Origin of the sequence: Streptomyces sp. NPDC126503, from assembly GCF_040302405.1 — a bacterium.
Classification (GTDB): Bacteria; Actinomycetota; Actinomycetes; order Streptomycetales; family Streptomycetaceae; genus Streptomyces; species Streptomyces gulbargensis.
Map to the genome: position 1 here is coordinate 80,932 of NZ_JBEORS010000025.1, position 11,710 is coordinate 92,641.

Below are 11,710 nucleotides of genomic sequence, written 5' to 3' on the forward strand. Positions count from 1 at the left end.
AGACTCATGGCAGATGCGAAGCGCGACGAACCCGTCACGAACGGTGTTCGGGGGCTGCGTGTCGATCGATGAACGTGCCGGACGAAGGTCCCCCGTGAGAACGCACGGCTCTCACGGTCACTGTTCAAGGGGAGGTCAACGATGAGCACAGCTGCACCTTTCGGTCCCGAACTTCGCCGCTTACGCGAGGCCGCGGGGCTCTCTCTGACCCAGTTCGCCGTGGCGCTCAACTACGACAAGGGTCACCTCAGCAAGGTGGAGCGCGGGGAGCGCTCCGCGTCCCCCGACCTGGCCCGGCGGTGCGACGCCTTCCTGGGGGCGAACGGCGAGCTGCAGCGGCTGGTGGTGCGTCCCGACACCGTCTCGGAGGCCCCCGGGGCGGTGACCGGCCCGAGTCTCTGGCGCGTCGGGCGCCGAGCGGTCCTCGCGGCGGGCACAGGGGCCCTGATCGACATCGGCCTGAAACTCGGCAGTCAGCCTTCCCCGCCCGCGGGTCCCCTGCTCCCCTCCTACCGCGCGCAGTTCGACCAGCTCCGCATGCTAGGCCAGTCCACCGCGCCGAAGGCCCTGCTCCCTCTGCTGGAGACCCAGACCCGCACGGTCGCCGGCCTGGCCGCCGACGCCCCGTCGGGCTCCCGGGCCGGCGCGCTCCTGCTCGCGTCCCGGTTCGCGGAATTCACCGGCTGGATGGCCCAGGAGGCCGGGAACAGCGCCGCGGCGCTCGGATGGACCGGGGAGGCGGCCGAGCTGGCGCGCGCCGGAGGCGATCCCCACCTCGGCTCCTACGCACTCGTGCGGCGCGCCCTGGTCACGCTCTACGCCGGGGACGCCGCGACCACGGTCACCCTGGCCCGCCGGGCCCAGAGCAGCGAACTCCCGCCCCGCATCCGCGGTCTCGCCGCCCAGCGCGAGGCGCAGGGTCACGCGCTCGTCGGCGACGAGCGGGCCTGCCTGAGCAGCCTCGACAGGGCACGGGAGCTGCTCGGCCGCGACGGTGCCCACAGCGACGCACAGCCCGTGATCGGCACCACCCATGTGAGCGATCCGGCCGCGATGACGACCGGCTGGTGCCTGTACGACCTCGGTCGCCCCCAGGCCGCGGCCGACGTCCTCGACCGGGAGTGCCGCCGCCTTCCCTCACACGCGCTGCGCACCCGCACCCGGTACGGCTTCCGCAGGGCCCTGGCCCACGCCGCCTCCGGACAGGTCGAGCACGCGTGCGCCATCGCCGGGGAGCTTCTGGGTGTGATGCCGGCCGTCCCCTCGGCGACGGTGAACAGTGACGTCCGGCGACTCGCGCGGGAACTGTCCCGGTTCCGCAGCAGCAGGGCCGTACGCGACCTGCAACCCGCGCTCGCACGGGCTCTCGCCCCCGCGCAGGACTGACGCCGGCTCCACGACCGGCTGTCACCGGCTCGAGCCGCCCGGCTCGCCGGCCCTCTCCGTCCTCCGGATCCCGCTGGTACCGGCGGGCCCTCTGATCCCCGCCCGGCGCTCCGCGTCGCACCCGCCTCTCCCGCGGGCTGTTCGCGACCGGTGACACCCCGGGCGGTGCACCACCCCCGTACACGCCCGTGGACGCGCCATGCCGTCACACGGCGGGCACGCACGGCCCGGGGGCGGGAGCTCCGGACCCCCGTCCGAGGCTCCGCTCTCGTACCCCCCGTGCCTCCCTCCACCATTCCCGAAGGGACCCTTCATGCACGACGTCTTCGTCAATTACCGCACCGGCGACGAGGAAACCGCCGCCACACTGATCGCTCGGGAGCTCACCCGGCGGTTCGGTGCCGACCGCGTCTTCTTCGCCAGCAACTCGATCGAGCCCGGGCACCGCTACCCGGCCGAACTGGTCAAGGCGGTGGAGGAGTGCGAGGCACTTCTCGCCGTGATCGGGCCACGCTGGGCGGAGGTACGGGGAGCCGACGGCCGTCCCGCGCTCGAAGCCGAACAGGACTGGACCCGCCGCGAGATCCGTACCGCCCTCGACCGCGGGATCCTGGTGATTCCCGTCCTCGTCGGCAAGGCGACCCGGATCGATCGCGCCGTCCTTCCGGAGGACCTGCGGGAGCTGGCGGACTGCCAGTACCGGCGATTCGACCACCGCGACGCCGAGTCGGACCTGACGGCGCTCGGTGACGTCCTCGCACGACTGCTGCCCGACCTCGGCCAGGAGGATCGCGACGCCCAGGCGGCGCGGGAGCGGGCCCAGGCGAAGTCCCGCAAGAAGAAGGCCCAGGACGCCGGGCACGTCAGGATGCGGACCCGGGATGTGGAACAGCGTGTGCGCGGGGGCATCGGCAACCTCAACGGAGATCTCGGCAGCTTCGTCAACGAGCCGCAGGGGCCCGTCAACACCGGGCCGGGCCACCAGTACAACGCTCCTCACTTCGAGGGCGACAACACCGGCGTCCAGTTCACCGCGGGCGACAACAGCGGCACGGTCCACCAGCGCTTCGAGCGGGAGCGCCGGCGCTCGGACGACACACGATGACCGAGTGGGAACGGGTCACGGTCAATGATCCGCGTGGCCCGGTGAACAACGGCACCGGTGCTCAGTACGTCTACTACGGCACGGCCCCCGACTGGGCGGCCCGAAAACGGTCCGAAGCCCTCCGGATCGCGCGCGAGGACCGGATCCGCCTGGCTGACCGGTTCGTTCCGCCGCTGGGATACCGCATCGCCGCCGATCGCTTGGAGAAGCCCGGGTCGGTGGTGTTGCTGGACGGCCGGCCCGGCAGCGGCCGCCGCGCCGCTGCGATCATGCTGCTGCACGGGCTCGGGGAGGACGGGGGCGTCGACGAACAGGACGTCCGGTTCGAGGAACTTCCCGTCACGGAGGAGAAGGGCGACCCACCGTTCGCCCCGGGTGACGGTGACCGCTTCCTCCTCGACCTCTCGGGAATCACGGACGCGGAAACCTACGTCAAGGCCCAGCACCGCCTGGCCGTGCGCCGGTCACAGGTCCGGGAGGCGGGGGCTCACCTGGCCGTCGTCCTGCCGGCGGACCTGGAGCACGCGCACGTACCGGACTTCGAACCGGACACGGTGCGGCTGGGACGTCCCCGGGGTCTCGCCGTCCTCACCCGCCACCTGCGCATGGACCGGCTGCCTTTCCGAACCCCGGACCTGGGCGGCCCCGAGATCCGGGCGCTGTGCGAACGCTCCCCCATGCGGGAGCTGGCGCGGTTCGCGCGGCTGGTGCGGACCGCGCACGACGACGGCCGGTTCGGCACCGACTTCGCCGACTGGCTCGGCCAGGCGATGCGCGCGGTCACCGACCGGGCCGGCGAGGTGCGCGCACAGGTTCGGGCGGTCAGCACCGCGGCCGACCGGGCCTTGCTGCTGACGGCCGCGGTGTTCGAGGAACTGCACGCGGACAGTGTCTACGAAGCCTGGCACTGCCTGATGAGGACGGTGAAGCACGAGGAAGAGGCGACGACCGAACTGGGGAGGAGGGATTTCGGCGAGCGTGTGAAAACGCTCGGAATCGCGCGTGACGCGGACGGACGGCTCCGCTTCAAACGGCTGGCCTACGCGGAGGCGGTACGGGCGTACTTCTGGGAGAACTTCCCCGGGGTACGCGACGACCTCCGGGACTGGATCGCGGACGCCACGGGAGAGCGCCGTCTCACCACCGACGACCGTGTGAACGTCGTCGTCCGCTTCGCTGAACGGACTCTGGCCGTCGGGCGGCCCGACGACCTCTTCGACCTCGTGGCGCGCTGGGCGAACAGCGCACCCGGAGCAACCTGTGACCCACGCTCCTTGGCAGCCTTGGAACTGGGCCTCGCACACGAGAAATTCGGCGCGGAGTTCCGCAAGCGGATCTATGCATCCGTGACGTCCGGCTCCCTGTCGGACGGCCTCGCCCGCGTCCTGACCGCCGCGTGTGCCAAGAGCATCGCCGCGACCCACCCGGATCAGGCGGTGGTACGGCTCCACCACCTCGCCATGCGGAAGGGAGGGGTCGCGGGCGAGGCCCGGGAAGCGCTCCTCGACCTCACCGGGCGGGACCGCCGGCTCTACCGGTTGCTGATCGACCGCGTGCGGGACCGGTTAGGTCGGGAGCCGCACAGGACGGAGGCCCATCTCCACCTCCTCTCGGAGCTGCTGGGCCACGACCGGGCGCCGGAACCACCGCCCTGGCCGGACCTGTTCCTGGGGTGGGAGACGGTTTTCTCACACCCGCCGACGAAGTTCTGGCGCCCGCTGGTCACCAGCTGGCTGAACGCCGTCACGGACGACCCGACCCAGGACATGGCGCTGGGCGTGATGGTCGCGGCGACACACGGCCGCCCTGCCCCCCTCCACCGCCTCTACGCGCTCACCTGCGACTGGGCGGGGACCGCACGCCACTCCGCACGGGCGGCCGTCGCCGCCCTCTTCTGGCAGCACATCGACCACGCCCAGTACGCCCGCGCGGAGAGCGCGAGGCATGCGGGCCCCGGACCACGGACCACGGAAGAGGAACGATGAAACACCGCTTGCCCAGCCTGCTGTTCGTCGCTCTCTGCGGCTTCGCACCGGCCGCGCTCGGTAACCTCCTGCACTGGTCCCCGTGGCTGTGGGGCTTCATGTCCATGGTCACCGCTTCGGGATCCCTGCTTCTCGTGATGACGGTCCTCACCGGTGGCCGCGCACCGATCGATCCGTACGAGCCGGTGGAACCGGAGCCACCCGCCGCACCCGCGGAGCAGCCGTACCGCGAGACGCGGGTGGTCGACGCGGCACTGCCGAGCTCGACGGAGGGCTACGACTTCCTCTTCTCCGCCACCGTGTGGTGGAGGCCCGCCGCAGGCCCCGCCGCAGGCCCCGCCGCCCGGCCCGAGATCGCCTCCCCGTCCCTGGCCATGTCCTCGATCGTCGGCCGGGCCGAAGAGATCTCCCGGCGGGAGGAGCCCGGCCGGGAAAGCTTCGCGCGATACCTCCTGGAGGGGGAACTGGCTGTCCCGCTCCCGGACCGCAGCGGACAGGTGGAAGCCCTGGCGGCCGATGTGACGCTGACACTCGCACCTGCCGACCGCGAGCGGCTGCGGAAGCTGAGCGATCTGCGCAAGGACGAGGAGATCTGGGAACACGAGCGTCAACACGAACGCAACAAGCGGCGCTACCTCGGTGACGACGTGCTCAAGAGCGCGGGCAGCGCGGTCGTGTGGTGGCTCGCCCGTCATGAGAACGAGATCGAGAAGGCGGTCGACATGATCGGCCCGCTCGCCCAGATCGCGGCAGCGGCCCATGACGAGGAGGTGCCCGAACTCTTCCGCCACCTGCTCGTCTCCCCCACAAGCGCGCGGAGCGAGGCGACCGTCGGCGGTCCGCTGTGGGACGGTGACGGCCCGGGTACGGGACTGTTCGACCGCGAGGAAGAGGTCACCGTCCCGGACCGTCTGCTCCTGCTGCTGACGGCACTGGGCCTGAAGCCCGACATGGACGAGTACACGGTCTTCGTACACCGGGTACTCCGAAACCTGGAGGCGGCCGGCCTGCAGGAGGCCGCCGAGGACATCAGGCGGACCCTTTTCCCCAGCCCCGACGAGAACGCGGGCGAAGGGCCGGAGGCCGAATTCTCGGACGGGGACGACAGCCGGAGCGCCTGGTCCACGGGCTTCCCCGCAGCACCCGAAGGCCCACCGGTCGGTGACGCGGCACCGGGCACGTTCCCGCCGGGGGCGACGGAGAACGGCGACACCGACCGAGACTGGTTCGAGACGGTGGAGGACGGCACGCCACCTCGGTACTTCTGGGACCCGTCGCACAGCCCGCACCGGCCCACCGCGCCTCGCCCCTCGCACGAGGGCGAGGACGAGGACGAGGAGGACGACGGGGACGGGCACTGACCGGCGACCGCGTCCGCACGCTGCCGGCGGAGAGCGCCGCCCTTCCGGGCCGACCCCGGAGGGAGCACCGCTCCACCGCCTGCACCACCTGAGCATCATCCATCGGGGCCTCCCCGCACCGATCCGGCAGGTGAGCGACGAAGGGTCCGGACTCCGACGAGTCCGGACCCTTCCGCCCGCCCGCGCCGAAGCCCGGACACCCGATCCCAAGCCGTTGTGTACACATGGGACACTCGGTACACTTGAGCGCATGACACAGCCGCTGCCCACAGAGTCCATTCGCGACGTGCGAGCACACCTGGCGGAGGTGGTGGAGCGCGCGGACCGTGACGACGTACCCACAGTGATCACGCGCCGAGGCAAGGAAGTCGCCGCCGTGGTCTCCATCGAAATCCTGCGTAAGTACCAGCAGTGGGAAGAGCGCGAGATCAACCGAATCATCGACGAGCGCATGGCCAACCCGGCACCCGGCATCCCGATCGAGGACATCATGAGGGAGACCCTGGCGCGCGGTGAGTGAGTACCGAACCGTCTTCCGCCCCGAGGCCCAGGCCGAACTTCGGAAGATCCCTCGCGACATGGCGCTGCGCATCCTGGCCAAGCTGACCGAACTGGAGAGCGACCCCCTCGGCTTCAACACCACCGCACTCGTGTCCCAGCCGGAGCGTCGCCGCCTACGGGTCGGCGACTATCGCGTCGGCTACACGATCGACAACGGGGAACTGGTCGTCTGGGTCGTTCACGTGGGACATCGCTCCACCGTCTACGAGACCTGAAGCGCCACTCACCCCACGTCGAATACCCAGCACCCATCCAGCAGGGTAATGACGAAGAGGCCGGACTCGACAGAGTCCGACCCCTTCTGAGCTGCACGTTAGCGCTTTGTCTAGCGCGGTAAACGCATGACTGCACGTTGAAGCGGAAAGTCTGCGGCTCAATCCTGAGCTGCGACGGAGCCCCTTCCAGGGCTCTGACCTGCGATTTCCTGGTTGGCATGCGTTGGCTCCCGACGGCCGTCTACGGGTGTCCTGCGGACTGGCTGGGGACCGGCCGGGCAGGCGGAGGCCGAGAAATCCATGGCGCACCGGCGGGACCGGCAAGGAGACTGCGCGGGTGAGCGACCGCTACCCCTGCCCGTGCTGCGGGCACCGCGTGCTGGGCGAGATGCCCGGCTCGTACGAGATCTGCCCCGTCTGCTTCTGGGAGGACGACGGGGTCCAGTTCCGCTGGCCGACCATGGGCGGCGGCGCGAACAAGGTCTCCTTGATCGAGGCCCAGCGGAACTACCAGAACTTCGGCGCCTGCGACGAGCACGGCCGCCGGTTCGTCCGCCCGCCGGCCGAGGACGAGCCGCTCGACCCCGCCTGGCGCCCCATCGATCTGACCCGGGACTCCTTCGAGGACTGGGCAGCCGAGGACAGCGCCCCGTGGCCCGACGACAGCTCGGTTCTCTGCTGGTGGCTCCCCACTTTCTGGCGCCGGGACCGCTCCGCGTCATGACTTCCCACATCGAGACACTCGTCCACCAGCTCGACGGCAAGGCCGACGAGTCCTACGACGCACGCGCGGAGCTGATCTGGATCGGCGCCGACGCCATACCCGCCGTCATCAACGGCCTGCCTTCCCTCGGCGGCTTCGGTCGGCTGACCGCCATCGAGGTCTTCGAAGAGGTGGGCGATCCCCGTTGCGGCCCCGCTCTCATCAGCCTGCTGAACAGCGACAACCCGACCGTCCGCGAATGGGCGGCCATGGCCCTGGCGAGCCTGCAGATCGACGGCGCCATCGAGCCTCTGCGCCGCGCCTACCACGCCTGCCTGGAACGGGCGACCCCGCCGGACTGGACCGAGCCCGTCGGCATCCGCTGGGCCCTGACCGAACTCGGCGCACGCACCCCCGTCGTCCCGCCGCTCACCGCGCGCCTACGACCCACCCCTGCGGACAACGCCCCCGGCTGGCCTTCAGCCCACTTCACCGAGATCATCAACGATCTGGCCGACCACGCCCAGGTGATCCTCTACTCCCAGTTCTGGCGAGTGGATGCCGGCGGCACATACGGCGTCTCCGGCCCCGCCCTGGCCTGGGAACTCGACTGGACTGCGCCCTGGGAGCACCTGGTCGAGGAGTCCCGCACCTGGTCCCTGCTGGAAGCCTCCGAAGCCCCCACCAGCGACAACATCTTCGTCGCCCCCACCTGGATCGACCGTACCGACCTGTACCCGGAGAGGTGACCAATGCCGTTCCAACACCCCGCCGAAATTGGCTACGGTCATGTGGTCGAGCGCTACGTGACGAGGACGTACGGCGGCCTCCCGCGCTATCTCGTACTGAATGGCGGACGGTTCCTGGGTCCCCGGTGGTGGCACACCACCCGCTTCACCCGACACCTTCTCAATGACGCCGCCGCGATCACCGACGAGGAACTGGAAGCCCTCCTCGGGTACGAATGGCGCTCGCGCCTCACCGCCGCCTGGCTGATCGGCGTCGACCGCCGCGAACGGTTCCGCGAACGCATCGGCGACCTGCTCCTGGCCAGCGAGGTCTGCTTCTCCGGTAGCGCCTACTGCTTCGCCCTGGCCCGCTTCGGCACCCACGCGGACGCCGAGATCCTCACCGCCTACCTCGACCATTACCTCCCGCGCACCGACCTCCGCTACGACCAGCCAGCCGCGCTCGGCGCCCTCCTCCGCCTCGACGCTCACCTCGGCACCCACCACGCCGACCGCTCCACCCAGCCCGACGGCCTCTGGGACCAGTGGGTCAACGCCCTGGCCCACGTCCGCGACCACCCCGCTTACGCCCCTGCCGAGCTTCGCCGCTGGACGGACCTCCAATGCGACTTCGCCAACGCTTGGACCCGTACGTAGTCGAGATGTAGCCCGCTTACGGGGGGGTGCCCACTGCTTAACGCCGTAGGTGGCGAAGACGAGTGCGAGGAAGTCTCCGCGGGGCTTCGACGCCCCACGCGCCGTGGAGGACGTGGGCAGCGCGCCCAGGGCCAAGAGCTGGGAAGAGCCATCAACGTACACACGGGGTGAGGTCTTCCTCGCCAGTAGTCTTAATGGATCCGCCCGGCGAGCCTCCGGAGACAGCATGCTGACCCGCCTCGAAGTCCACGGGTTCAAGAACCTCCTGGACCTATCCATCGACTTCGGCCCCTTCACCTGCATCGCAGGGGAGAACGGCACCGGAAAGTCGAATGTTTTCGACACCATCCACTTCCTCTCCCTACTCGCCGACCAATCGATGATGGAGGCGGCCCAGGAGGTCCGGGGCGTACACGGTTGCGTCAGGTCGCCGAAAACCCGCGCGGTCGCGTCAGACTTGATCTCCCCAAGGGCACTGCAGCGGAAACGGTCGCCGACCCTAAACAGCTTCTTAAGGACTCGCTGGCGCGGGCAAGCGAATACAAAGGCCGTCGTCTCGTCCAATTCCAGAAGCGTTTCTCGCAGCACCGGCTACGCATGCTCGAACTTCTGGATCCGGAAGGCCCGGTGACTTGTCTTCCGTCTTGGCAGGACTTCGTCAGGAAACTTGACGAGGCATTGGACACTCTCGCGGATGATTAATCAAGGCAGCACGACCCTTAGCAGGCAGGTTGACGAGACACTCCACAGAGCCGACCCGGGCCGCCGTCGACAAGGCGTACGCGGACCAGTCCGCCGATGCCCAACCCCAGGTCGACGAAGCGGCGTAGCCGCTACCCCGCGCGCTGACCGAAGTCAGCACGCTGCGGACTCTGTGCGGACCGCAAAGGCCGCCCAACCCGCTCCGTCGCAGGTCAGACGGCCTTTCGCCGGACGTATTAGACGTTGAAGCGGAACTCCACCACGTCGCCGTCCTGCATCACGTAGTCCTTGCCCTCCATGCGGGCCTTGCCGGCCGCGCGGGCCTCGGCGACCGAGCCCGTTTCGACGAGGTCGTGGAAGGAGATGACCTCGGCCTTGATGAAGCCCTTCTGGAAGTCGGTGTGGATCACACCGGCGGCCTCGGGGGCCGTCGCGCCCTTCTTGATCGTCCAGGCGCGGGATTCCTTGGGGCCGGCCGTCAGGTAGGTCTGGAGGCCGAGGGTGTCGAAGCCGACGCGGGCGAGGGTGGCGAGGCCGGGCTCCTCGGCGCCGACGGACTGGAGGAGTTCCATGGCGTCCTCCTCGTCGAGCTCGGCGAGGTCGGCCTCGAGCTTGGCGTTGAGGAAGATCGCCTCGGCGGGGGCCACGAGGGCGCGCTGCTCGTCCTTGAAGGCGTCGTCGGTGAGCTCGTCCTCGTCGACGTTGAAGACGTAGAGGAAGGGCTTGGTGGTGAGGAGGTGGAGGTCGTGGAGGAGCTCCGCCTTCTCCGAGCCCTGGACGATGCCCTGGGAGAAGAGGGTGTCACCCTTCTCCAGGATCGCCTGGGCGGCCTCGACCGCGGCGACCTTCGGCGCCACGTCCTTCTTGATCCGGGACTCCTTCTGGAGGCGCGGCAGGACCTTCTCGATGGTCTGGAGGTCGGCGAGGATCAGCTCGGTGTTGATCGTCTCGATGTCGTCCTTCGGCGAGACCTTGCCGTCGACGTGGACGACGTTCTCGTCCTTGAAGGCGCGGATGACCTGGCAGATCGCGTCGGACTCGCGGATGTTCGCGAGGAACTTGTTGCCCAGGCCCTCGCCCTCGCTCGCGCCGCGGACGATGCCGGCGATGTCGACGAAGTCGACCGTGGCCGGGAGGACCCGCTGGGAGTTGAAGATCTCGGCGAGCTTGGTCAGGCGGGCGTCCGGGACGCCGACGACGCCGACGTTGGGCTCGATCGTGGCGAACGGGTAGTTGGCCGCCAGCACGTCGTTCTTGGTCAGGGCGTTGAACAGGGTCGACTTGCCGACATTCGGCAGACCGACGATTCCGATCGTGAGCGACACGGTGGCGACTTCCTGAAGGTGGGTGGGTGGGCCGATCCACCAGTTTACGGGCGGGCGGAACCGGCCGGTGACGGCGACCTTCGGCCGAAGTCGGGGTCGGAGTCACCCAAAGGGCGTGTCCCGGACCGGATTCCCACCCCTTCCCGACCTACGTTGGTGGAGTGGAGCAGCACAGGACAAGTCAGTCGCAAGGCCGCCGACGGCCGCAAACCCCTCTCGCGCCGCCCGGTGCGCTGGTGGAGGGTGCTGCCGTCTACCGCGTGACGGGCCGCTCCGGGCGGGCGCCCGGGGGCGCCCGGGTCGAACGGGCGTCTGCCGGTACGGGGACGGGCGGGCGTCCCGGAGGCGGGCGGCCCCCGGGGGCGCGGCGGCCGGTGCCGCCCGTCGTGCTCGCCCTGCGGCGGCTGCCCCCGCCCCGGCTCACCGGGCTCGGCGCCGGTCTGTTCGCCTGCGCCGCCATGCTGGTGCTCGGCGTGCTCGACTGGCTGCTGTTCGACGGGTCCCCGCTGGTCTACGGGCTGCTGTTCCTACCGGTCAGTGCCCTGACCGCGCTCTGGGTCCGGCCCGCCGACCTGGTCACGGCGCCCATCGGCGTACCGATCGCCTTCGCCGTCGGGGTCGTCCCCGTCTCCGGCGGTTCGGGAGGCATCGGCGGCCAGGCCATGGCGGTCGTCACGGCCCTCGCCGTGCACGCCGGGTGGCTGTACGGCGGGACGCTCGTCGCCGGTCTCATCGCGAGCGTGCGGAAGGTGCGGGACATGGGGCGGCGGCAGCAGCAGCGCGCCGCTGCCGCCGCCCGCGCCGGAGCGGGCGGCGGCGCGGAGGCGGCCGGACCCCGCCCCGCCGCCGCTCCCCGGCCCGGGCCCGCGCCCTCCCGCCGTACCGCTCCCTAGGTGTATTGATCACGAGCGTTGTTAACGCCGACTGGTCTTGATCATGGCGAAGACCTCCGGTGTGGTGGAGGTGTCTAGGCTTCACCGCA

At 70.1% G+C, this 11,710-nt stretch carries 12 protein-coding genes; 11 read left to right on the forward strand and 1 reads right to left on the reverse strand.

What is annotated here, in order from left to right:
- Nucleotides 1–141: 141 nt before the first annotated feature.
- From ABTY40_RS26195 to ABTY40_RS26240, 10 genes are all read left to right on the forward strand, one after another.
- Nucleotides 142–1,386, forward strand: a complete 1,245-nt coding sequence (locus tag ABTY40_RS26195; RefSeq protein ID WP_352061767.1) for a helix-turn-helix domain-containing protein — start codon at nucleotides 142–144, stop codon at nucleotides 1,384–1,386.
- Between the two features lie 313 nt (nucleotides 1,387–1,699).
- Complete coding sequence (locus ABTY40_RS26200; protein WP_352061768.1) at nucleotides 1,700–2,491, forward strand: toll/interleukin-1 receptor domain-containing protein; 792 nt, start codon at nucleotides 1,700–1,702, stop codon at nucleotides 2,489–2,491.
- Nucleotides 2,488–4,476, forward strand: coding sequence for a hypothetical protein (locus ABTY40_RS26205; protein WP_352061769.1), 1,989 nt, complete (start codon nucleotides 2,488–2,490; stop codon nucleotides 4,474–4,476). Before ABTY40_RS26200 ends, ABTY40_RS26205 begins: the two co-directional genes overlap by 4 nt.
- Nucleotides 4,473–5,837 (forward strand): hypothetical protein, encoded by a 1,365-nt coding sequence (locus ABTY40_RS26210; protein WP_352061770.1) that lies wholly within the window; start codon nucleotides 4,473–4,475, stop codon nucleotides 5,835–5,837. The genes ABTY40_RS26205 and ABTY40_RS26210 overlap by 4 nt, the downstream gene beginning before the upstream one ends.
- Before the next feature lie 250 nt (nucleotides 5,838–6,087).
- Nucleotides 6,088–6,357: a type II toxin-antitoxin system Phd/YefM family antitoxin gene (locus ABTY40_RS26215; protein ID WP_352061771.1), complete on the forward strand. Its 270-nt coding sequence runs from the start codon at nucleotides 6,088–6,090 to the stop codon at nucleotides 6,355–6,357.
- Nucleotides 6,350–6,613: a type II toxin-antitoxin system RelE family toxin gene (locus ABTY40_RS26220; protein ID WP_352061772.1), complete on the forward strand. Its 264-nt coding sequence runs from the start codon at nucleotides 6,350–6,352 to the stop codon at nucleotides 6,611–6,613. The genes ABTY40_RS26215 and ABTY40_RS26220 overlap by 8 nt, the downstream gene beginning before the upstream one ends.
- A 337-nt stretch (nucleotides 6,614–6,950) precedes the next feature.
- Nucleotides 6,951–7,337, forward strand: a complete 387-nt coding sequence (locus ABTY40_RS26225; protein WP_352061773.1) for a CPCC family cysteine-rich protein — start codon at nucleotides 6,951–6,953, stop codon at nucleotides 7,335–7,337.
- The gene (locus ABTY40_RS26230; protein WP_352061774.1) at nucleotides 7,334–8,065 is read left to right on the forward strand and encodes a HEAT repeat domain-containing protein; all 732 of its coding nucleotides are present in this window, start codon (nucleotides 7,334–7,336) and stop codon (nucleotides 8,063–8,065) included. Before ABTY40_RS26225 ends, ABTY40_RS26230 begins: the two co-directional genes overlap by 4 nt.
- A 3-nt stretch (nucleotides 8,066–8,068) precedes the next feature.
- Complete coding sequence (locus tag ABTY40_RS26235) at nucleotides 8,069–8,701, forward strand: DUF6000 family protein (protein WP_352061775.1); 633 nt, start codon at nucleotides 8,069–8,071, stop codon at nucleotides 8,699–8,701.
- A 49-nt stretch (nucleotides 8,702–8,750) separates the two neighbouring features.
- A complete protein-coding gene (locus tag ABTY40_RS26240; protein WP_352061776.1) occupies nucleotides 8,751–9,332 on the forward strand; it encodes an AAA family ATPase in 582 nt (193 codons plus the stop codon).
- Nucleotides 9,333–9,639: 307 nt separating this feature from the next.
- Here the strand turns inward: ABTY40_RS26240 and ychF are convergent, their stop codons facing one another.
- Nucleotides 9,640–10,728 (reverse strand): redox-regulated ATPase YchF, encoded by a 1,089-nt coding sequence (gene ychF / locus ABTY40_RS26245; RefSeq protein ID WP_352061777.1) that lies wholly within the window; start codon nucleotides 10,726–10,728, stop codon nucleotides 9,640–9,642.
- A gap of 374 nt (nucleotides 10,729–11,102) precedes the next feature.
- On the opposite strand from ychF, the gene ABTY40_RS26250 reads away from it, so the two are divergent.
- Entirely contained in the window at nucleotides 11,103–11,621 is a 519-nt protein-coding gene (locus ABTY40_RS26250) for a DUF6542 domain-containing protein (protein WP_352061778.1), read from the forward strand.
- The last annotated feature ends 89 nt before the right edge of the window (nucleotides 11,622–11,710 follow it).